This is a genomic window from Xanthomonas sp. D-99, assembly GCF_017746145.1.
GTDB classification, from domain to species: domain Bacteria; phylum Pseudomonadota; class Gammaproteobacteria; order Xanthomonadales; family Xanthomonadaceae; genus Xanthomonas; species Xanthomonas cissicola.
The window spans coordinates 136,989-158,601 of sequence record NZ_JAGHWU010000014.1 but is presented as its reverse complement, the minus strand read 5'-3'; the positions used below and the strand labels follow the sequence as shown (position 1 = coordinate 158,601).

Here is a 21,613-nt window from a genome sequence, read left to right as displayed (position 1 = left end):
CTGCGCGGCAGACGCCGCAGGTAAATAAAGACTCAGCCGTGACGCTGCTGGAAGTCGTGCATGAACGCGGCCAGCGCTTGCGCGCCCGCCACCGGCATCGCGTTGTACAGCGACGCACGAATGCCACCGACTGCCTTGTGACCCTTCAATGCGAGCAGCCCGGCTGCCTTGGATTCGCTGACGAACAGCGCATCCAGCTGCTCGTCCGGCAGAAAGAACGGGATGTTCATGCGCGAACGCACTGCCGGTTTGATCAGGTTGCGATAGAAGCCGCCGGAACCATCGATGGCGCCGTACACCAGCGCGGCCTTCTCTGCATTGCGGCGCGCAAACTCCTGCACTCCGCCCTGCTCCAGCATCCACTTCACGGTCAGCCCGAGCAGATACCAGTTCCAGGTTGGCGGGGTGTTGAGCATCGAATCGCGCGCGACATGCGAGGCGTAATTGAAGATGTCCGCACGCGGTTGCCCGGCACGCTCCAGCAGATCGCGCCGCACGATCACCACCGAAATGCCGACCGGACCAAGATTCTTCTGTGCGCCGGCGTAGATCAGGCCGTAGCGCGAAATATCCAGCGGCTCGGAGGCGATCGACGAACTGAAGTCGGCAAACAACGGCAGCGTGCCCACGTCCGGCGTGTCGCGAAATTCGACGCCATGGATGGTCTCGTTGGCGGTGATGTGCACGTAGGCCGAATGCGGCGACAAGGTCCAGCTGGCCGCAGGGGGAATGTCGACGAAGCCCTCGGCCTGCGCGTCGGCGGCGATGCGCGCATCCACGTATGTGGCCGCCTGCTTGATCGCCGTCTTGCCCCAATGCCCGGTGATCACATAGTCGGCCGCCTGGCCGGGCGCGGCAAAATTCAGCGGCAGCAGCGCCTGGATGGTGGTGGCGCCACCGGCGGTGAACAGCACCGCATAGTCGTCGGGAATCGACAACAAACTGCGCAGATCGGCTTCGGCGGCAGCGGCCACCGCCATGAAATCGGCGCTGCGGTGGCTGATTTCCACGATCGAGGCGCCAATGCCGTTCCACTCGACCATCTCTGCCTGCGCCTGGCGCAGGACCGATTCCGGCAATGTGGCAGGGCCGGCACTGAAATTGAACGCGCGTGTCATGGCATACCTTGTCGAGCTAGCCTTCTAGTATGCCGCAGCGCATCGGGCTTGGCAGCGGACAAAAAAAGTTGCAGCTGCATCCTTTTGACTGAGCCTGACGTAACGTAGCGATGCGCCAAGGCGAACTTGTGTCCTGGTTCGTTACTCTTACCGCTGCAGCCACTGCCGGAGCCTGCCATGTCGTTTCGCGATGCTTTCCACTTGCCGTCCAGCGAGATCACCGATGAGTCCGTTTACCGCGACCGTCGCCGGCTGCTGCAGTTGTTTGCCTTCACCCCCGCGCTGGGCGTGGCCGGGTGCGCCGAGGCCGACCCGCCGCCGCCGCCCAAGACCGTGGTGACGCCAGCGCAGGCGCGCAGCGGGTTTCGCACTGCCGAGGACCTGACCCGGCTGGAAGACGTCACCAGCTACAACAACTTCTACGAGTTCGGTACCGACAAAACCGATCCGTCCAAGGCGGCCAAGACCTTGAAGCTGTCGCCTTGGACGGTGAAGGTGGGCGGCGAATGCGAGAAGCCCGGCAGCCTGTCGCTGGACGAACTGCTCAAGGGCATCGCGTCGGAAGAACGCATCTACCGGCTGCGCTGCGTGGAAGGCTGGTCGATGGTGATCCCGTGGACGGGCGTGCCGCTGGGCGAGGTACTCAAGCGCTTCGCGCCGACCTCCAAGGCCAAGTACGTGGCATTCACCACCCTGGCCGACCCGCAACAGATGCCGGGCGTGCGCTACCGTTCGATCAACTGGCCATATCGCGAAGGCTTGCGCATCGACGAGGCGATGCATCCGCTGACCCTGCTGGCCACTGGTTTGTACCGCAAGCCGCTGCCGCAGCAGAACGGCGCACCATTGCGCCTGGTGGTGCCGTGGAAGTACGGCTTCAAGAGCATCAAATCGATCGTGGAAATCCGTTTCGTCGAAAAAATGCCCGAGACCGCCTGGCACGATCTGCAACCTTCCGAATACGGCTTCTTTTCCAACGTCAATCCAGCGGTAGACCACCCGCGCTGGAGCCAGAAGACCGAACGCCGCATTGCCGGCACCGCCAGCAAGCTGTTTGCCGAGCGCATCGCGACAAAGCCCTTCAACGGGTATGCCGATCAGGTCGCTTCGTTGTATGCGGGCATGGATCTGAAGAAGTGGTTTTAGGCAACACACAATCTGGCACCGACCCGGCGTAGGAGCGCACCCGGGCGCGACGGGCATGACCAACAAAGCCAGTCGCGCCCGGGCGCGCTCCTACGCTTCAGCATCGTTCCTTCTTCGAGTTCGCATGGCCAAGACATCCACGTCCGTGATCGCTGCCAAGACGCTGGTGCATGCCGCGGCGCTGGCGCCCATCGCCCTGCTCGGCTGGCAATTCTGGCAGGTGTGGCAAAGCGGCAGCGACGCGCTGGGCGCCGACCCGGTGGCCGAGATCGAACACCGCACCGGGCTGTGGGCGCTGCGCTTCTTGCTGATCACGTTGGCGATCACGCCGTTGCGCCAACTCACCGGGCAGGCAGTGGTGATCCGCTTCCGCCGCATGCTGGGCCTGTACGCGTTCTTCTACGCCACCGTGCACCTGGCGGCCTACCTCACGTTGGACCTGCGCGGCTTCTGGACGCAGATTTTCGAGGAGATCCTCAAACGCCCCTACATCACGGTGGGGTTTGCGGCGTGGTTGTTGCTGATGCCGCTGGCGATCACCTCCACCCAGGGGTGGATGCGTCGGCTCAAGCGCAACTGGGGCCGCCTGCACATGCTGATCTACCCGGTCGGCCTGCTGGCCGTGCTGCACTTCTGGTGGCTGGTGAAATCCGATATCCGCGAGCCGGCCTTGTACGCCGGCATTCTTGCGGTGTTGCTGGGCTGGCGCGTCTGGAAAAAACTCAGCGCGCGCCGAACCACAGCAAGGCGCTCAACGCCGCCGCCAGCAACACCGCGCTGAGCAGCAACCAGGGCCAGCGTGCCACCTTCACCGGTGCGCGCGTCGGCTCCGCAACGGCGCGCGGCGGCGGCAGGGGCTCGGTATCGGGCAGATCCCAGGTGGTGCTGTGGTGCGTCCGCGGCACTTCCACCACGAAGCGGTGACGCGCATCGAAGACGACCTGATCGCCAGCCTGCAGCCAGCCGTCGCGCACCTGGACGCCATTGATCCAGCTCCCCTCTTCCGAACCCAGATCGCGGATCAGGACACGGTCGCCGTGCCGTTCCAGACGGGCGTGCTGCGCCGCGAATGCCGGGTCGTCGATGACGATATCGGCGGCGGCATCGCTGCCGACCAGACGCGCGCGATCCAGGGTAAAACTGCGACCGTGATGGCGCCCGCCTATGCCGCGCAACAGCAGGCAGACCTCGCCGAGACTGGCCGTGTCGTCGTGGATATCGTTGGCCGGCGCACTGGACGGGGCACTGCGCAACAGCATTTCCACGCCATCGGCATAGATCGCATCGCCCGCACGCAGCAACGCCATGCGACGCACCGGACGCCCATTGACATGAATACCGCGGATTCCGTTGGCTACCTGCAGCCACAGGCCGCGTTGGTCCAGGCAGAACTGCGCCAACAGCAATGCGCCCTGCGCATCGCCGACCACCCGCACGCTGCCGGAGGCATGACGGACGATCCGGTGGACGCCGGGCTTGAGGGAATGATCCGGCTGCTGCCGGTGGGTGAAATGAACTTGCAGGTCGCGCACCCGCCGCAGCCTAGCAGGTTTGCCCCCAATGCGCGGCCATCCAGGGGTGATCGGAGCTGCTGGCTCGCTGCCGAGCGCGCGCAGGATCGCGCTGCCATCGGCTGAGCAGGCGCCGCGGCAGCAGCTCGCAGACCCGCGTGTCTGACATCGACAGCAACGCCACGCGTGGCCGCACTTGGAGCCCGGCCCGCACATGCGCACAATGCGCCCTCACTTTTCGCATGACCCATCGCACCCATGTCCAGCATCGATATCCGCCACGACCATTCCTTGACGCCGGCCCAGGCCCGCGCGGCCATCGACGAGGCGGCGCGCAAGCTGACCGACCGCTACGGCGTCGCGTCGCATTGGGAAGGCGATACCTTGCGCATCGCACGTGCCGGCGTGGACGGGGCGATCGCGCTGCTGCCGCAGCAAGTGCACGTCACCGCCGAGCTCGGCTTTTTGCTGTCGGCCGTCCAGCCGATGGTGGAATCGGAAATCCGGCGCCTGCTGGCCGAAAAACTCGCCTGATCGTGCGGTCGGCGCTGCGCTGCTTCAGCGTCAAGTCACCTGCTCGGGCGCGTGCGGGTAGATGCTTTCAGTACGTCTGATCGGGCACTGCTTCACCTGCCCGATGCAGGGTCGGCACTAGGGTGAACGCAATGTCACGTTGGCAACCTACAGGAGCATCGCATGACGACCGGATACGATCAGAACGGTAACCGCGGCAACGCGGCCCAGGGCTTCCAGGCGCAGGCGGAACAGATCTCGCGCCGGCTTGGCGAATCGGCTCAGACCGTGTGGCTTGCCGGCCTGGGCGCGCTCGGGCGCGTGCAGAACGAAGGCAGCAAGCTGTTCGACTCGCTGGTGCGCGAAGGCGCCGCGTATGAGCGCACCGGTCAGCGCAGGGCGGCGGAGAGCGTGGATGAATTGCGCGAAGAGGTGGAAACCCAGTTCGAGCAGGCACGCGATACCGCGGTGCGCGGCTGGGACAAACTGGGCAAGGCCTTCGACGAACGCGTGAAGGGTGTCCTGCGCACGCTCAACATTCCCGAGCAGGAAGAATTGGAAAACCTGCGGCGCGAGGTCGAGTCGCTGAAGGCCCAGGTCCGCGCAAATACGGCCGCCACCAAGCGTGCCAACCGCACCGCCAACCAGGCGGCGCAGGCTGCCAGCGAGACGACCGGTGGCGGCGCGGGTGCCGGGGCGGCATCGTCGTCCGGCACCCCCGGTGCGTTCGACCCGGAATAAGCGCAGCGGTGAAAGCGACCGCGCTGTCATGGGACAGCGCGGTTGTCGCCCGAGACGGTGAGTACAGTCATCGCTGACGCAGGTGCAGGTGCAGGTGCAGGTGCAGGTGCGCAGACTACGCTGCGACATGCGTGCCAGCGTGGTAGCCCCAGCCACTCGATCGGTGTCACCGGCTGCGCCACCTGACCGGGTGCGGGCAATTGCCCTGTGGTGCGTTTGCCGAAGCGGCAGCCCGGCATTGGCGATGGTTCGACGTGCAGCCAGGAGGCGAGCCGGGTCCGCATAGCCTTTGAAATCAGGACCTTAGCGCTTCGAAGCAGCCCTATGCCCCGATGTTGCAAAGCAGCATGATTTTTTAGACAATCGGGGAGGACCCGCCAGTCCTGCGTTACGAAGTCCGTTTGCTCCCCTCCCCTCACGGCTTCGGACTGGCGGGTCTTTCGCTATCTGGATCACGGCTCGCGACATCGCCGCGCATGATCCATTGACGAATCTTTCGCGAAGGATTCTTCTACACGCACGATTCGTTATACGCGCCATTGCTTGATGCTCATGCCTTCCTGGATTCTGGCGCCCGTGGCTGCACTGCTGCTCTGGCTGGCCGTGTCTGCCTATCTTTGGCTAGTGCGACGACGCGCCAATGAAGTGCATGAAGGCGTCCGTGCGCTGGCCATCATGCACTGGCGCGATTTTTCCGCCGTGGTGCTGCGCGTTCTACAGGATCAACGCGGATGGCAGCCCACGCAGTTGCCGCAGGATGGCCTGCCCACCGCCGATTTCATGATGCAGACCGAGCACGGCACCCGGCTGGTGGCCTGCAAGCACGGGCGCGGTTATCGCATCGGCGTGGCGGCAGTGAACGAGCTCGGTGCGATGGCGCGGCTGGCCGGCGCCAACGGCGGCGTGATGGTCACCGAAGGCCGCATGGAGCGCGAAGGTATCGCCGCCGCGGAGAAACAATCGATCGAAGTGCTGGACGGTGTGCGTCTGTGGCCGCTGCTCAAACCTTATCTGCCTGGCGACGTGGAAGCCGGCGTGGTCGGTGCGGCGCGCCGCCGCGCGATCCGCCACAGCATCATCGCCGGTGCCGCGCTGGCGACGCTGGCAGTCATGGCGGTGCTGACGCTGCGCCCGCCGGCTCCGACGCCGGCTACGCCGCGCACTGCGGTGTCTTCACCTGTTCCCGCACCGGCTCGCGTGATTGCTGCGGCTACGCCTTCCGCCAGTACCGCTCAGCCGGGGCCTTCACCCACTGCGGCGCCCGCGGCAGCGCCGGCACCAGGCGCAGAACCGGATGCGGCCACCATTCAGGGCTATCAGCGCGAGGTCTCCAAGGCGCTGGCGCAGACCCCGGGGCTGGTGCGCGGCATCTGGCTGACCCAGGCGACCCTGGTAGTGGACCGGACGGTGGAAGACAGCGCGGCATGGCCGCTGATTTGCCGCGAGCTGGAACGCCACCCCTACCTGCGCACGGTGCGCGTGCAGCTCAACCCGCGCCCCGGCACCGCCGAGCCGGTGCGCTGGCGTCAGTGCAGCACGATCTGATCCTGGCGCGTTGGCGGCTGTCATGGTGCCGCGTGGCTTGGCCTGCTCAGCCGGGCACCTGATCGTGAAGCGCAGTCGCCGCCATCTTGGCGTGCGACTTCGATACGGCCGATAACCGTGCAGCCAACAATCGCCGGCAACTTGAACGCTGCGGTAGCGCGTCCGTCGCCTGCCGACGTCACCTCAGCGCAGCCCCGGCGCGAACCGCGCCACCAGATCGTACGACCCGCCTAGAAACATCTGGCGCACGTAGGTGACCGGCAGGTCGCCGCGCCAGGTGTGGCGGTCGATCACCAGGCAGGCCGCGCCATCGTCCGCCTGGAGCTGCTCGGCCTGCGCGGCGTCGGCACTGGCAGCGCTGATGCGGTGCTCGGCGCGCGTCCATGGCACGTTGCGCAGTAGCCAGCTGCCCGGCGCGACCTCCGTGAACGGCTGGTCCAATGCGTCGGGCACGGTGCCGATATCGATCACGCGGTGCTCCAGCGCAAACGGGCGGCCGTCGGCCAGGTGCACGCTCTGCAATTCCAGTACCTTGCCGGTGCTGCCCAGCGCACGTTCCTGCGGCACGCGCTGCCGCACGTTGCGCAGCTGCCGCGACAACAAAGAGAACCGGTACGCATGGCCGCGCGTGGTCATTTCCACTTCGATGTCCGGGATCGAAAGCGCCACCTGTTCCAGATGCGGGTGCTGCCGTGCCACGAACGAACCGGTACGGCGGCGGCGTTCGATCATGCCGGCATCGGCCAGCAGGCCGAGCACCTTGTTCACGGTCATGCGCGAGCAGCCGTACTGCGCCATCAACTCGTGCTCGGGCGGCACGCGGTGCCCGGGCGGCCAGTCGCCGCTATGGATGCGTTGTTCCAGATCCTGGCGGATGCGCTGATGCAAGGTGCCAGGCACGATGGTGGTGATGGCGTTCAAAGCGCGGGTCTCCGGAAAGAGCGGCTATTCAATCGGCATGCCACATGGTCGGCAGCGTGCGCCAGCAGCACGTTGCGGCATGCACCATGCACGCTGCATGGACGGGGGCATTGCATGCACCTGCACCGCCGCCGCTGCTGTCTCTGCAGCGGCTCCAGGAGCCAGCACTGCGCGCGCATCCGTTTGAAGCGGCTCAGGCGCAGCCACTGGCGGTGCGGCCGGGGCCCGTCATCGGCAGGTGTAAGCGTACACCACGACTTCTGCGCACCGTTGGGCATCCACCTGGCCACTCTTGCCACCGTGCGATGGCCAATATCACTGGCCCAGCAGGCTGCGCAACACCGCGGCAAACCGTGTGGCGATACGGGCGCGGTCGACATGCTGCCCGTTGCGCACCACCCAGCGCCCACCGCGCCAGACGTTGCGCACCGCGGTGGCCCGCGCGGCAAACAGCCAGCTGTCCAGCAAGGCGTCGTCGCTGCGCGCCAGCAAGGCCGGATGCGCGGTGTCCAGTTCGATCAGATCGGCCGCTGCGCCGGTACGGATACCGGTGTGCGCCACGCCCAGCGCCTGCGCGGCACCGATGCCGGCCTGACCGTAGAGCCAACGCCCGCTGGAGACTGGCCCTTGTGCCAATACATTGCGCGCCTGCAGCGTCAGGCGCTGGCCGTACTCGAGCAGGCGCAGTTCTTCGGCCGCATCGATCAGCACATTCGAATCCGAACCCACTCCAAAACTCCCGCCCGCAGCAGCAAAGGCCTGCATCGGGAACACGCCATCGCCCAGGTTCGCCTCGGTGATCGGGCACAGCCCGACCACCGCGCCGCTGGTAACAATCGCCTGCAATTCGCGCGCATCCACATGCGTGGCGTGCACCAGGCACCAGCGCGCATCCACCGGCGCGTTGGCCAGCAGCCACTGCACCGGGCGCTGCCTGGACCAGGCCAGGCAGGCGTCCACTTCACGCTGTTGCTCGGCGATATGCAGATGGATGGGGCCATCGGTTAGCGGCACCAGCGCCGCCAGTTGCTGCGGAGTGACCGCGCGCAGGCTGTGCGGCGCCAGCCCGAGCACCGCGTCCGGCAGCGCTTTCAGGCTGTGTCTGCAGTCGTCCAGCAAGCGCGCGAAGCCGTCGACGTCGTGAATCAGACGGCGTTGCGCCGGGCTGGGGGCAGCACCACCGAAATCCGAGTGCGCATAGAACACCGGCAACAGGCTGAGTCCGATGCCGGTGCTGGCGGCAGCAGCGGCAATGCGCTCTGACATTTCGCCGGCCTGCGCATACGGCGCACCGCTCGCCGCGTGGTGCAGGTAATGGAATTCGCCGACCCGGGTGAAGCCGCTTTCGAGCATTTCCACATAGGCCTGCTCGGCGATCGCCTGCAGGCTGTCCGGGTCGAGCCGGTCGACGAAGCGGTACATCAGTTCGCGCCAGCTCCAGAAGCTGTCGCCGCTGCGCCCGCCGACTTCGGTCAACCCCGCCATGCCGCGCTGAAAGGCATGGCTATGCAGGTTGCCCAGGCCAGGCAACACGACGTCGCAACGCGTGTCGGTGAGGGCAGCAGGTGCATCGACCTGCACCGCGCCGATGCGGCCCTGCACGACCTCGATCCGAACGCCGCTCGCCCAGCCGTCGGGCAACAATGCCCGGGCGGCCCAGAACACCTGCATCTGTTGATCTGCCACTGGACACCCTCGCTCGCCGAATCTATTGTATATACATATCAGACACCACGAGCCTGCGCCATGCATTGCGACGTTCTGTGGCACAACGCGCAACTGATGACCCTGGATGCGGCCGCTGGCGGCCTGGGCATCGTGGACGATGGCATCGTCGCCTGCCGGCACGGCCATATCGTCTATGCCGGCGCGGCCGCACAGGCGCCCGCTCTGCAGCCGGACAGTGCGCACGACTGCCAGCGCCGCTGGATCAGCCCCGGCCTGATCGATTGCCACACGCATCTGGTGTATGCCGGCAATCGGGCCAATGAGTTCGAGCAGCGCCTGCGCGGCGCCAGCTATGCCGACATCGCCGCAGCCGGCGGCGGCATCGTGGCAACGGTGCGCGCCACCCGCGCCGCCGACGATGCAGCACTGTTGGCCGCCAGCCTGCCGCGCCTGGATGCGATGCTGGCCGAAGGCGTGACCACGCTGGAAATCAAGTCCGGCTACGGGCTCACGCTGGACGATGAAATCAAGCAGCTGCGCGTGGCGCGCCAGCTCGCCGCGCTGCGCAACGTTGAAGTGGTGCCGACCTTCCTGGGCGCGCATGCCGTGCCGCCTGGCGGGCAGGCGCAGCACTACATCGACCAGGTCTGCACGCAGATGATTCCGGCGATCGCAGCGCAAGGGCTTGCCGAGGCCGTGGACGTGTTCTGCGAGCATCTGGCGTTCTCGCAGGCGCAGGCCGAACAGGTCTTCATCGCGGCGCAAGCGCATGGTTTGCGCATCAAGATCCACGCCGAACAATTGAGCAACCAGCACGGCGCCGAACTGGCCGCACGCTACGGCGCGTTGTCGGCCGATCACATCGAGTACCTGGACCAGGCCGGCGTTGCGGCGATGGCCACTGCCGGCACGGTGGCAGTGCTGTTGCCAGGCGCGTTCTACTTCACCCGCGATACCCAGCTGCCACCGATCGCCGCGCTGCGCACGGCCGGCGTGCCGCTGGCGCTGGCCACCGACTGCAACCCGGGCACCTCGCCACTGACAAGCCCGCTGCTGGCGATGAACATGGCGGCGACGTTGTTCCGCATGACCGTGGACGAATGCATCGCCGGGTTCACCCGCGAGGCTGCGCGTGCGCTCGGGCGCAGCGAGCGCCTGGGCCAGTTGCGCGCCGGCATGGACTGCGACCTGGCGATCTGGAACATCGATGCGCCGGCCGATCTGGTCTATCGCATGGGCTTCAATCCTCTTCATGCCCGCGTCTGGCGCGGGCATCTGTGCTGACTCCGGAGTCGTCATGAGTATTTCTGTTGTCTTGCAACCCGGCCAGATCACGCTGGCGCAATGGCGTGCGCTGTATCGCGGTGCCGAAGTGGCACTGGATGATGCATGCGCTGCCGCGGTGCTGCGCAGCGCGCAAACGGTGGAGGCCATCGTGGCGCGTGGCGAGCCGGTGTATGGCGTCAACACCGGCTTCGGCAAGCTGGCCAGCGTGCGTATCGAGCGCGAGGATCTGCAGGCGCTGCAGCGCAATATCGTGCTCTCGCATGCGGCAGGTGTGGGCGAGCCCACGCCGGTGCCGGTGGTGCGGCTGATGATGGCACTCAAGCTCACCAGCCTGGCCCAGGGCGCGTCCGGCGTGCAGCCGGACACGCTGGCACTGCTGGACGCGATGCTGCGCGCCGGCATCACGCCGGTGGTGCCGTGCCAAGGCTCGGTGGGCGCTTCCGGCGATCTGGCACCGCTGTCGCATCTGGCCGCGGTGATGATCGGCATTGGCGAGGCCTTCGTCGGCGCGCAGCGTCTGCCTGCTGCCGACGCGCTTGCACATGCGCAACTGCGACCGCGCGTGCTGGGCGCAAAGGAAGGGTTGGCCCTGCTCAACGGCACCCAGTTTTCCACCGCCTGCGCCCTGGCCGGTCTATTCGAGATCGAAACCATATTGCAGGCCGCGCTGGTCACCGGTGCGTTGTCGGTGGAAGCGGCCAAGGGCTCGGATACGCCCTTCGATGCGCGCATCCACGCATTGCGCGGGCAGCCGGGACAGATCGCCACCGCTGCGGCGTTGCGCGCCCTGATGGCCGATTCGGCCATTCGCGAATCGCATCGGCTTGGCGATGTGCGCGTGCAGGACCCGTATTGCCTGCGCTGCCAGCCGCAGGTGATGGGCGCGGCGCTGGATGTGATGCGTCAGGCCGCGCGCACCTTGGAGATCGAAGCCAACGGCGTGTCCGATAACCCACTGGTCTTCAGCGATACCAGCGAAGCGCTGTCTGGCGGCAATTTCCACGCCGAGCCGGTCGCCTTTGCCGCGGACATGCTGGCGATGGCGGTCTGCGAAATCGGCTCGATCAGCGAACGCCGCACCGCGATGCTGGTCGACCCGGCGCTGTCCGGCCTGCCCGCCTTTCTCACACCGCGCCCGGGCTTGAACTCCGGCTTCATGATTCCCCAGGTGACCGCCGCCGCGCTGGTGTCGGAAAACAAACAGCGCGCGTATCCGGCCAGTGTCGATTCGATCCCGACCTCGGCCAATCAGGAAGATCACGTCTCGATGGCCGCGCACGGCGCACGGCGCCTGCTGGCGATGGCCGAGAACGCCGCGCACGTGATCGGCATCGAGCTGCTGGCCGCAGTGCAAGGCTGCGACTTCCATGCGCCACTTCGCTCCAGCACTGCGCTGGAAGCGGCGCGTGCCCTGTTGCGCGCACAGGTGCCCACGTTGCAGGACGACCGTTATTTTCATCCGGATATGCTGGCTGCCAGCGCGTTGGTGCGCTCGGGCGCGCTGGCGCAGGCAGTGGCGGTCCCGTTGCCGGGTGTGGAGCAGGACGTATGAGTGGGCAGCGCTTATGCAGCGAATCGATACCTGCATCGTCCCGGTCGCAACTGCGGTCTTTCGCGACCTCATCAAGCGCACGCCCAGACGATGACGCGGCACCGCGCACCCGACGCATCGGCAACGCACAGCTGCGCAACGCTTGCCCCACGCTGGCAGCACGCACGCATGGAGCGCAGCGATGAACGCACTGCCCGACTGGCTGGAACTGCACCGCGGCGACGCGCCGTTGATCATCAGTTTTCCGCATACCGGCACCGAGTTGCCGGAGGACCTGGCTGACCAGTTCGTGTCGCCGTGGCTGGCGCGCCGCGATACCGACTGGTGGGTACACCAGCTTTACGACTTCGCGCAGGGGCTGGGCGCCACCACGCTGCGCACCGCCATCTCGCGCTCGGTCATCGACGTCAATCGCGACCCGAGCGGGGCCTCGCTGTATCCGGGCCAGAACACCACCGGTCTGTGCCCGCTCACCACCTTCGACAATCAGCCGCTGTATGCCGATGGTGCGGCGCCGGATCAGGCGCAGATCGCGTTGCGTCGCATGCGCTGGTTCGACCCGTACCATGCCGCGCTTGCCGAGGAAATTGCGCGCCTGCGCGCGCAGCACGCAAAGATCGTGGTCTACGACGCGCATTCGATCCGCTCGTTCATCCCGCATCTGTTCGATGGCCAATTGCCGCAATTCAATATCGGCAGCAACGAGGACCGCAGCTGCGACCGGCGCCTGGTCGATGCAGTGGAGCGCCTGTGCCGCAGCAGCGGCTCCAGCACGGTGCGCAACGGCCGTTTCAAGGGCGGCTGGATCACCCGCCACTACGCGCAGCCCGAGCACGGCGTACACACCTTGCAGATGGAACTGGCCTGCCGCGGCTATATGCGAGAGCCCGACAGCCTCACCCCCGACAACTGGCCAACGCCGTGGCAGCCGGTACACGCCGTGGCGCTGCGCGCGGTACTGCGCCACGTGCTGCAGGCCTGCCTGCACTTCGCCAACGCGCCCTCTTCCGACACCGCGCCGCCTGCGGCCAACCGCTGATTGCAAGGAACCCGGCATGACCCGTCACGATGCAACCCGCGTCATCCGCGCCGCCACCGGCACCACGCTCACCGCCAAGAGCTGGCTCACCGAAGCGCCGCTGCGCATGTTGATGAACAACCTGGACCCGGACGTGGCCGAGCGCCCGCAGGAACTGGTGGTCTATGGCGGTATTGGCCGCGCCGCGCGCGACTGGGAATCCTTCGACGCGATCGTTGCTGCGCTCACGCGTCTGGACGAGGACCAGACCCTGCTGGTGCAATCCGGCAAACCGGTGGGCGTGTTCCGCACCCATGCCGATGCGCCGCGCGTGTTGATCGCCAACTCCAACCTGGTGCCGCGCTGGGCCAACTGGGACCACTTCAACGCACTGGATAAAAAGGGCCTGGCCATGTACGGCCAGATGACCGCAGGCAGCTGGATCTACATCGGTGCGCAAGGCATCGTGCAGGGCACGTACGAAACCTTCGTGGAAATGGGCCGCCAGCACTATGCCGGCAACCTGGCCGGCAAGTGGCTGTTCACCGGCGGCCTCGGCGGCATGGGCGGCGCGCAACCGTTGGCGGCGGTGATGGCCGGCGCCTCGTGCCTGGCCGTGGAATGCCGCCGCTCCAGCATCGACATGCGCCTGCGCACCGGGTATCTGGACACGTGGACCGATTCGCTGGATGACGCATTGCGCCTGATCGAAGAGTCGTGCACCGCGAGGAAGCCACTGTCGGTCGGCCTGCTCGGCAATGTCGCCGACGTGCTGGACGAACTGCTGCTGCGCGGGATCAAGCCGGATCTGTTGACCGACCAGACGTCTGCACACGACCCGATCAACGGCTACCTGCCGCAGGGCTGGAGCGTGGAAGAGTGGGACGCAAAGCGCATGAGCGCGCCCAAGGAAGTGGAAGCGGCGGCGCGCGATTCGATGGCCAACCACATCCGCGCCATGCTCGCCTTCCACGCACTGGGCGTGCCTACCGTGGATTACGGCAACAACCTGCGCCAGATGGCGCTGGAGGCCGGCGTCGACGACGCGTTCGATTTCCCCGGCTTCGTGCCTGCCTACATCCGCCCGCTGTTCTGTCGCGGTATTGGCCCGTTCCGCTGGGTCGCGCTCAGCGGCGACCCGGACGACATCGCCAAGACCGACGCCAAGGTCAAGGAACTCATCCCCGACGACGCGCACCTGCATCGCTGGCTCGACATGGCGGCCGAAAAGATCGCCTTCCAGGGATTGCCTGCGCGCATCTGCTGGGTGGGCGTGGGCGACCGCCATCGGCTCGGACTGGCCTTCAATGCCATGGTCCGCAGCGGCGAGCTGAAGGCGCCGGTGGTGATCGGCCGCGACCATCTGGATTCGGGCAGCGTGGCCTCGCCCAATCGCGAAACCGAAGCGATGGCCGACGGCTCGGACGCGGTCTCCGACTGGCCGCTGCTCAATGCCCTGCTCAACACCGCCAGCGGCGCCACCTGGGTATCGCTGCACCACGGCGGCGGGGTCGGCATGGGCTTCTCCCAGCACGCCGGCATGGTCATCGTCTGCGACGGCAGCCAGGCCGCCGACAGACGCCTGGAACGCGTGCTCTGGAACGACCCGGCCACCGGCGTGATGCGCCACGCCGATGCCGGTTACGCCATTGCAACCGATTGCGCAAAGGAAAAAGGGCTGGATTTGCCGGGGATTGTGCGCTGACCCAGCCAAACAGCGCGCTTGGGGGCGCCGCTGCATCGTCCGGGCCGCTCCCGCCAGCCCTCTTCGTGCATTCCCTTACCCCGCAGTGGCCCGCTGTCGGGCCTCTTCCGGCTGCCATTCGCCACCTCAGATCCTGTGCGCCGGCAACATGGCGTTGCCGTGTCTGAGCACGACGTCCCGAATCGGGGCATGCGCCCAGGATCAGCCTCAAGTCTGCGCGTTGCAGGCCGACAAGATATGCAACGTTTCGAGGAATCCCCATGGGCATCCTGATCTACCTGGTGCCTGCATTCGCACTCTGGGCGCTGATCGCTACCGGGCTGGCGTTCGTGCGTGGCCGCCAGCTGCGTGCCGAATCCGGCGAGCTTGCCAGCACGCAGGACAGCCTTGGCCGCTATCAGGCGGCGCTGTCGCAATGGAAGGCGCGTGCGGCGGCCACCACGCTGGAACTGGAATCGCTGCAGCGTAGCTATGCCATGCTCAAGCAATCGCTGGAACAGCACGAGCAGAATGCCTCCGAGCAGCAGGCGGCCGCTGCCGGCCAGGTGATTCCCATGGTGTTGGTGCAGCGGCTGGATATCGCCAGCGAGATCGGCACGCTGTTCGCGCATGTGGCGCGCGTGGCACGTAGCCTGCGTCGCTACAGCGCCTACAGCCGCGGCCACAACGCCCCCGAGCCGACCACCGCGCGCTACGACCTGCATTGGCTTGCCGATTGCCTGCACAGTTTCGATCAGATCGGTCACGCACTGGTGCGTGGCAATGTCGCTGCACTGATCACGGCCTGCCAGGACCTGTTGTCGATGTACGAGCATTACCTGAAGGATGGCTCAGGCTACAACAGCCGCGACACCTTCCAGCGCCTGAGCAACGATGTGCCGCTGTCCGAGGCCACCGATGCGATCCGCTCGATCATCGTCAAGGCGACGCTGGCACAGGATGTGCGCGATGCGGTGCAGGACGATGAGGTGGCGGCGAACGTCGGATGATTCGGGATTCGGGATTCGGGATTCGGGATTCGGGATTCGGGAATCGGGAATCGGGATTCGGGATTCGGGAATCGGGATTCGGGAATCGGGAAAGCGTGCGGCCTGATGCATCATGCGGGCAAGCGCTGGGCGCATTAGCGTTGTCTTGCCGAGGTAGCTGAGCGCTTACCCGCGATATTCCTCAGAGAAAAAGCGCACCGCTTGCGGTGCGCTTTTTTCATGCTTCAACGTTCCTGAGCACCTGACGAATGGTGCGATCCATCGTTCGCTGTCGGCAGACGACTCGCGTCCGAAATCAAGATGGCTATCTGCATTGGCACTCTCCGATTCCAGACACGAGCCATGTGGCATGGCGTCTATACGGGCGTTTGCGTGCCGCTTTAGCAGCCGATCTCGCTCGTCTCCGAAATCACTGGGTTTTCTGCGGTATCGCGTAGGCGATCACCGCATCGCCTGCCGGGGTCTCCATGAAGTGGTGCCCGCCGGCCATGATGACCAGATACTCGCGGCCACCGTATTCGTACACCATCGGGTTGGCCTGGCCGCCGGCCGGCAACTTGGCATGCCACAGCTCCTTGCCGGTGGCCAGATCGATCGCGCGGATCAGGTCGTCGGTGGCGGCGGCAATGAAGATCAAACCGCTTGCCGTCACCACCGCGCCACCGTTGTTCGGTGTACCGATGTCGATCGGCAGGCCGGAACGGATGCCGAACGGGCCATTGCCGCGCGCACTGCCGAAGGGGCGGTCCCACAGCGTCTTGCCGCTGGCCAGCTCGATGGCGCGGATCCCGCCATACGGCGGTTCCTTGCACAGCAATTTGGTAAACGGCAGCCGCCAGCCGGCATTGACGTTGATCGCATACGGGGTGCCCGCCTGCGGGTCGCCCGCGCCTTCCGCACCGCCCGCATCGCCACGCACTTCATCGCGCGGTGCCCAGCCCAGCTTGTCGGCCTTGGCGCGCGGCACCAGCAGGTTGTAGTTGGGCATGTCGTTGTAGTTGACCACGATCACACCGCGGTGCGGATCCACCGCCACGCTGCCCCAATCCGAACCGCCGTTGTAACCGGGGTACTCGATCGAATGCCGGTCCGCTTCCGGCGGCGTGTAAATGCCCTTGTAACTGGCCTTGCGAAACTGGATCCGGCAAACCAGCTGGTCGATCGGGGTCATGCCCCACATGTCGCGCTCGGTCAGGTCCGGCTTGCGCAACGTGTGATACAGCGAGAACGGCTGCGTCTTGACACGCATCTGCGGCTCCACGCCACCGCCTGGCACCGTACGCTCTTCCACGCCCACCAGCGGCTTGCCGGTACGCCGATCCAGCACGTACAGCTCGCCCTGCTTGCTTGGCAACAGCACCGCCGGCACGTTGACGCCGTCCTTGGGGAAGTCGATCAGACTCGGCTGCGAGCCCAGGTCGTAGTCCCATGCATCGATGTGCGTGGTCTGGAAATTCCATACCGGCTTGCCGGTGGCGACATCCAGCGCCACCAGCGAGGTCGCGTAACGGTTCTCCTGCGGCGTGCGCGAACTGCTCCAGTAATCGGCGGTGGAATTGCCCATCGGCAGGTACACGTAGCCCAGCTGCTCATCGGCGGCAGCGGTGGTCCACATATTGGGCGTGCCGCGCGTCCAGCTCTGGCCCGGCGGCGGTGCGCCGTTCCATTCCGGATGCGTCATGTCCCAGGCCCAACGCAACTTGCCGGTCACCGCGTCGAAGCCTTCGATCACGCCGGAGGGCTCGTAACGCTTCTGCCCGTCGAGCACCTGATGCCCGGTGACCACCACGCCGCGCACGATGGCCGGCGGCGAATTGATCGACACATAGCCAGGCGGCGTCTCGCCCATACCGACGGTGATATCCACCTGACCGTTGCTGCCGAAATCCGGGCACGGCGTGCCGCTGCGCGCGTCCAGCGCAATCAAGCGCCCATCGAGCGTGCCTTCGATCACGCGCGTGCGGCATAGCGCTGCCGTTACTCCAGCATCCGCAGCGTTGGCAGCGGCCGGCACTTCGTAATACGAGACGCCACGGCATGCCGCCGTGTACGGGATCGCCTCGTCCTTGACCTTGGGATCGTAGCGCCAGCGCTGCTTGCCGCTGGCGGCATCCAGCGCAATCACCTGGTTGCGCGCAGTGCACAGATACAGGCTGTCGCCCACCTTCAGCGGCGTGGTTTCCGCACCCCAGCGCTTGTTCGGCAGATCGCCGGTGTGGAAAAGCCAGGCTTGCTGCAGCTGCGCCACATTGTCGCGATTGATCTGCTGCAGCGGCGAATAGCGTTGGCCGGCCTGGCTGCGTCCGTACGCGGCCCAATCGCCGTCGGCAGGTGCATTGGCTGGCTGCGCGCCGGACGCCGCAACCGGGGCGGATGCGTCGCGGTTGACCACGCCACCGAGCACGCCTGCCGCATGCGCCAGCGCGCCATCGGCCTCAGTCACGCCATGCGGCATGAACGCCAACGCGAACGCCACCACAAATACCACCGCCAGCGCACCGGCCAGGCTGCGCGATACCGTGCGCGACACGCGGCGCTGCAATTTTGGCAGTAGCAGGGCGAGCACCAATGCCAGGCCGACAATCAGGCCCAGACGCGGCACCCAGCGCCAGTAATCGCTGCCTGATTCCCACCACGTCCACAGCAACGAAACCACCACCACGCCAGCAAACCACCAGGCGCCCGCATTGCGGCCACGAGACAGCAGCACGCCGGCGACGAGCATCGCCGCACCGGCCGGTGCGTAATACCAGGAGCCACCCAACGCAGCCAGCCACACGCCACCGGCAAGCAGCACCGCGCCCAGTAGTGCAATCACGCCTCCCAAGGTCGCCAGCGCCCAATGGCCGCGACCGGAAGGACGATCCAGAATCGTCATCCGTTGTTCCTCTTCGACTCGGCGGCGACGCAACGCCGCCGCACCACCCACAACCTTCGACCCGTGTCAGTGAAAGAGTCGCGATCTTTGCGGCGAACGCATGAAGACACTGCGTTGCAGATGTCAGCGCTCGCCATAAAGCGGGGCGATCCAAAAACTTCGAGCAATAAAAAAACGCCGGTTTTCACCGGCGTCTTTGGTCAACTGCGTCGCGTTAGCGCTGCTTTCACGCGTCGGTCGGCGGCGTTTCGCTCACGCTTGCGCTTGCTTCGTCCACTCCCTCATCCACGTCATCCAGCGATGCATCCAGGCGTTCCACCGCCTGCAACTTTTCGCCCTTGGACAAGCGAATCAGCGTGACGCCCTGGGTGTTACGGCCGACGCGCGAGATCTCCGAACCACGCGTACGCACCAGCGTGCCGCCATCGGAAATCAGCAGCACTTCGTCGGTGGCGCCCAACAGCACCGCACGCACCAGTTTGCCGTTGCGCTCGGTGGTCTGGATCCCGATCACGCCCTGGGTGCCACGCCCCTTGCGCGGGTACTCGGTCAGCGGGGTGCGCTTGCCGTAGCCGTTCTCGGTAGCCGTCAAAATGTAGGCCACGTTGCCGTCGTCGGCGACCTCGATCACGGCAGACTCGCCGCCATCGGTGGCTTCCACCACATCATCGACCTCGTCGCCTTCGATCTCTTCTTCGACACCGCCAGCACGCTCGGCCACGATCAGGCTGACCACTTCCTCGCCCTTGGTCAGACGGATACCGCGCACACCGGTGGCGGTACGGCCCATCGAACGCACGGTGGATTCGCCAAAGCGCACGGTCTTGCCGTTGGAAGCGAACAGCAGCACGTCGCGGTCACCATCGGTCAAGGCCACACCGACCAGCGCGTCGCCCTCGTCCAGGTTGATGGCGATCTTGCCGCGCGCCAGACGGAAGGCGAATTCGCTCAACGGCGTCTTCTTGACCGTGCCGTTGCGCGTGGCGAAGAACACGTAGCGGTTGTCGGCGTATTCGCGCACCGGCAGCACCGCCTGCACGCGCTCGCCCGATTCCAGCGGAATCCAGTTGATGATCGGCCTGCCACGCGCATTGGAGCCGGCTTCCGGCAACTGATGCACCGGCAACCAGAACACCTTGCCGCTGCTGGTGAAGGTCAGCAGCGTGTCGTGCGTGTTGACCAACCACAGCTGGTCGATGAAATCTTCTTCCTTGGTCGCTGCGGCAGAGCGGCCACGGCCACCACGGCGCTGCGCCCGATACGCGCTCACCGGCTGGCGCTTGGCATACCCGGCATGCGACAGCGTCACCACCACGTCTTCCGGCGCGATCAGATCCAGGATGTCCAGATCTTCTTCGCTGTGACGGATCTCGGTGCGGCGTTCATCGCCGTATTCTTCGCGGATATTGATCAACTCGTCGCGGATCACCTGCAACAGCACATCCGGGTTCTCCAGGATGCGGATCAGGCCTTCGATGACGCCGAGCAATTGCTTGTACTCGTCGGTCAGCTTTTCCTGTTCCAAGCCGGTCAGGCGATGCAGACGCATTTCCAGGATCTGCGAGGCCTGCACTTCGCTGAGCTGGTAGAAGCCCTGGATCAGGCCCACGCCCGGCGGCAGATCTTCCGGCTTGGAGGCTTCTGCGCCGGCCGCGCCCAGCAGCGCACCCACCAGACCCGGTTGCCAGGTCTTGGCCAGCATGCGCTCGCGCGCTTCCTGCGGGTTGGCCGAGGTCTTGATCAACTCGATCATTTCATCGATGTTGGCCAACGCAACGGTCAGGCCTTCCAGCACGTGCGCACGCGCACGCGCCTTGCGCAGTTCGAAAATGGTGCGACGGGTGACCACCTCGCGGCGGTGGCGGATGAACGCCTCCAGCATCTGCTTGAGGTTCATCAACTGCGGGCGGCCGTCGATCAACGCCACCATGTTGATGCCGAACACCGCCTCCATCTGGGTCTGCTGATACAGGTTGTTGAGCACAACCTCGGCAGATTCGCCGCGCTTGACTTCGATGTAGATGCGCATGCCGTCCTTGTCGGACTCATCGCGCAGCTCGCTGATGCCTTCGAGCTTCTTTTCCTTGACCAGCTCGGCGATCTTCTCGATCAGCCGCGCCTTGTTGACCTGGTACGGGATCTCGGTAACGACGATCGCCTCGCGACCGTTGTCGGCCACTTCCACATCGGCCTTGGCGCGGATGCGTACACGGCCACGGCCGGTGCGGTAGCCGGCCGCAATGCCGGAGGTACCGTTGATGATGCCGGCGGTGGGGAAGTCCGGGCCGGGGATGTATTCCATCAGGCCTTCGACATCCAGCTCGGGCGTGTCGATCAGCGCGATGCAGGCGTTGATCGCCTCGGTCAGGTTATGCGGCGGAATATTGGTGGCCATGCCCACCGCAATACCTGCCGAGCCATTGACCAGCAGGCTCGGGAACCGGGTCGGCATGACCGTCGGCTCCTGTTCCTTCTCGTCGTAGTTGGGCTGGAAGTCGACGGTTTCCTTGTCGATGTCGGCCATCAGCTCATGCGCCAGCCGCGACATGCGCGACTCGGTGTATCGCATCGCCGCGGCGGAGTCGCCGTCGACCGAACCGAAGTTACCCTGACCGTCGACCATCATGTAACGCAGCGAGAACGGCTGCGCCATGCGCACCAGCGTGTCGTACACCGACTGGTCGCCGTGAGGATGGTATTTACCGATGACGTCGCCGACGATACGCGCCGACTTGAAGTAGGCCTTGTTGCTGTGTGCGCCCAGCTCGTGCATCGCGTAGAGCACGCGCCGGTGCACAGGCTTGAGGCCATCACGGGCATCGGGGAGTGCGCGGCCCACGATCACGCTCATCGCGTAATCGAGATAGCTCTTGCGCATCTCGTCTTCCAGGTTGACCTGGATGATTTCCTTGGCGGTTTCTGCCATTCGGGTTCCGTAAGTGAGGTGGCGGGCGAGCCGGAAAGCCGCGTCGGGAGCGCCCTTGCATCAGGCTGCCGACCCCACGCTCCCGCCGATCGATT

The 21,613-nt window shown here is 65.8% G+C and carries 16 protein-coding genes and 1 pseudogene; 10 read left to right on the top strand and 7 right to left on the bottom strand.

The genetic code is table 11. The features are described 5' to 3' along the window. Positions 1–32: 32 nt before the first annotated feature. On the bottom strand, positions 33–1,118 hold the full coding sequence (serC, locus tag J7360_RS07050; RefSeq protein ID WP_007964067.1) for a 3-phosphoserine/phosphohydroxythreonine transaminase: 1,086 nt from the start codon (positions 1,116–1,118) through the stop codon (positions 33–35). A gap of 177 nt (positions 1,119–1,295) precedes the next feature. Between serC and msrP the strand changes: the two genes are divergently transcribed. Further along, the gene (gene msrP, locus J7360_RS07045) at positions 1,296–2,264 is read left to right on the top strand and encodes a protein-methionine-sulfoxide reductase catalytic subunit MsrP (protein WP_057663730.1); all 969 of its coding nucleotides are present in this window, start codon (positions 1,296–1,298) and stop codon (positions 2,262–2,264) included. Between the two features lie 124 nt (positions 2,265–2,388). Next, on the top strand, positions 2,389–3,045 hold the full coding sequence (gene msrQ, locus J7360_RS07040; RefSeq protein ID WP_033481360.1) for a protein-methionine-sulfoxide reductase heme-binding subunit MsrQ: 657 nt from the start codon (positions 2,389–2,391) through the stop codon (positions 3,043–3,045). Here the strand turns inward: msrQ and J7360_RS07035 are convergent. Next, positions 2,987–3,796, bottom strand: coding sequence for an FHA domain-containing protein (locus J7360_RS07035; RefSeq protein ID WP_022559593.1), 810 nt, complete (start codon positions 3,794–3,796; stop codon positions 2,987–2,989). The genes msrQ and J7360_RS07035 overlap by 59 nt on opposite strands. Before the next feature lie 237 nt (positions 3,797–4,033). Here J7360_RS07035 and J7360_RS07030 point away from each other — a divergent pair, with 237 nt between their 5' ends. The 3 genes from J7360_RS07030 to J7360_RS07020 all read left to right on the top strand — a co-directional run bounded on the left by J7360_RS07030 (position 4,034) and on the right by J7360_RS07020 (position 6,574). After that, positions 4,034–4,309, top strand: coding sequence for a polyhydroxyalkanoic acid system family protein (locus J7360_RS07030; protein WP_008576246.1), 276 nt, complete (start codon positions 4,034–4,036; stop codon positions 4,307–4,309). A gap of 162 nt (positions 4,310–4,471) precedes the next feature. Beyond that, positions 4,472–5,029 carry a phasin family protein gene (locus J7360_RS07025; protein ID WP_007972454.1) on the top strand — a complete coding sequence of 186 codons (558 nt, stop codon included), beginning with the start codon at positions 4,472–4,474 and terminating at the stop codon, positions 5,027–5,029. 546 nt (positions 5,030–5,575) lie between these two features. Then, complete coding sequence (locus tag J7360_RS07020) at positions 5,576–6,574, top strand: restriction endonuclease (protein WP_209033534.1); 999 nt, start codon at positions 5,576–5,578, stop codon at positions 6,572–6,574. 183 nt (positions 6,575–6,757) lie between these two features. Here the strand turns inward: J7360_RS07020 and hutC are convergent, their stop codons facing one another. The 3 genes and pseudogenes from hutC to J7360_RS07010 form a co-directional block, all read right to left on the bottom strand. Further along, positions 6,758–7,495, bottom strand: coding sequence for a histidine utilization repressor (gene hutC / locus J7360_RS07015; RefSeq protein WP_007966331.1), 738 nt, complete (start codon positions 7,493–7,495; stop codon positions 6,758–6,760). Between the two features lie 28 nt (positions 7,496–7,523). Beyond that, positions 7,524–7,727 (bottom strand): annotated as a pseudogene (locus J7360_RS21630) (hypothetical protein). A gap of 83 nt (positions 7,728–7,810) precedes the next feature. Continuing rightward, positions 7,811–9,181 carry a formimidoylglutamate deiminase gene (locus J7360_RS07010; RefSeq protein ID WP_057663722.1) on the bottom strand — a complete coding sequence of 457 codons (1,371 nt, stop codon included), beginning with the start codon at positions 9,179–9,181 and terminating at the stop codon, positions 7,811–7,813. Positions 9,182–9,241: 60 nt separating this feature from the next. On the opposite strand from J7360_RS07010, the gene hutI reads away from it, so the two are divergent. The 5 genes from hutI (at position 9,242) to J7360_RS06985 (ending at position 15,714) form a co-directional block, all read left to right on the top strand. Beyond that, a complete protein-coding gene (gene hutI / locus J7360_RS07005; RefSeq protein ID WP_022559596.1) occupies positions 9,242–10,447 on the top strand; it encodes an imidazolonepropionase in 1,206 nt (401 codons plus the stop codon). A 13-nt stretch (positions 10,448–10,460) separates the two neighbouring features. Then, positions 10,461–12,002 carry a histidine ammonia-lyase gene (hutH, locus tag J7360_RS07000; RefSeq protein ID WP_209033532.1) on the top strand — a complete coding sequence of 514 codons (1,542 nt, stop codon included), beginning with the start codon at positions 10,461–10,463 and terminating at the stop codon, positions 12,000–12,002. Positions 12,003–12,183: 181 nt separating this feature from the next. Continuing rightward, a complete protein-coding gene (hutG, locus tag J7360_RS06995) occupies positions 12,184–13,041 on the top strand; it encodes an N-formylglutamate deformylase (protein WP_022559598.1) in 858 nt (285 codons plus the stop codon). 16 nt (positions 13,042–13,057) lie between these two features. Then, positions 13,058–14,725, top strand: coding sequence for a urocanate hydratase (gene hutU / locus J7360_RS06990; protein WP_209033530.1), 1,668 nt, complete (start codon positions 13,058–13,060; stop codon positions 14,723–14,725). Between the two features lie 260 nt (positions 14,726–14,985). After that, positions 14,986–15,714, top strand: coding sequence for a hypothetical protein (locus tag J7360_RS06985; RefSeq protein WP_057663714.1), 729 nt, complete (start codon positions 14,986–14,988; stop codon positions 15,712–15,714). Between the two features lie 409 nt (positions 15,715–16,123). Here the strand turns inward: J7360_RS06985 and J7360_RS06980 are convergent, their stop codons facing one another. Both J7360_RS06980 and gyrA read right to left on the bottom strand, forming a co-directional pair. Further along, positions 16,124–18,592: a membrane-bound PQQ-dependent dehydrogenase, glucose/quinate/shikimate family gene (locus J7360_RS06980; RefSeq protein ID WP_209033528.1), complete on the bottom strand. Its 2,469-nt coding sequence runs from the start codon at positions 18,590–18,592 to the stop codon at positions 16,124–16,126. A 226-nt stretch (positions 18,593–18,818) separates the two neighbouring features. After that, positions 18,819–21,518 (bottom strand): DNA gyrase subunit A, encoded by a 2,700-nt coding sequence (gene gyrA / locus J7360_RS06975; protein ID WP_209033526.1) that lies wholly within the window; start codon positions 21,516–21,518, stop codon positions 18,819–18,821. Positions 21,519–21,613 lie beyond the last annotated feature (95 nt).

Bases quoted from the DNA above. Each gene is read 5' to 3' on its own strand.
- serC (WP_007964067.1), bottom strand. From the start codon at position 1,118: ATGACACGCGCGTTCAATTTCAGTGCCGGCCCTGCCACATTGCCGGAA.
- msrP (WP_057663730.1), top strand. From the start codon at position 1,296: ATGTCGTTTCGCGATGCTTTCCACTTGCCGTCCAGCGAGATCACCGAT.
- msrQ (WP_033481360.1), top strand. From the start codon at position 2,389: ATGGCCAAGACATCCACGTCCGTGATCGCTGCCAAGACGCTGGTGCAT.
- J7360_RS07030 (WP_008576246.1), top strand. From the start codon at position 4,034: ATGTCCAGCATCGATATCCGCCACGACCATTCCTTGACGCCGGCCCAG.
- J7360_RS07025 (WP_007972454.1), top strand. From the start codon at position 4,472: ATGACGACCGGATACGATCAGAACGGTAACCGCGGCAACGCGGCCCAG.
- J7360_RS07020 (WP_209033534.1), top strand. From the start codon at position 5,576: ATGCTCATGCCTTCCTGGATTCTGGCGCCCGTGGCTGCACTGCTGCTC.
- hutI (WP_022559596.1), top strand. From the start codon at position 9,242: ATGCATTGCGACGTTCTGTGGCACAACGCGCAACTGATGACCCTGGAT.
- hutH (WP_209033532.1), top strand. From the start codon at position 10,461: ATGAGTATTTCTGTTGTCTTGCAACCCGGCCAGATCACGCTGGCGCAA.
- hutG (WP_022559598.1), top strand. From the start codon at position 12,184: ATGAACGCACTGCCCGACTGGCTGGAACTGCACCGCGGCGACGCGCCG.
- hutU (WP_209033530.1), top strand. From the start codon at position 13,058: ATGACCCGTCACGATGCAACCCGCGTCATCCGCGCCGCCACCGGCACC.
- J7360_RS06985 (WP_057663714.1), top strand. From the start codon at position 14,986: ATGGGCATCCTGATCTACCTGGTGCCTGCATTCGCACTCTGGGCGCTG.
- J7360_RS06980 (WP_209033528.1), bottom strand. From the start codon at position 18,592: ATGACGATTCTGGATCGTCCTTCCGGTCGCGGCCATTGGGCGCTGGCG.
- gyrA (WP_209033526.1), bottom strand. From the start codon at position 21,518: ATGGCAGAAACCGCCAAGGAAATCATCCAGGTCAACCTGGAAGACGAG.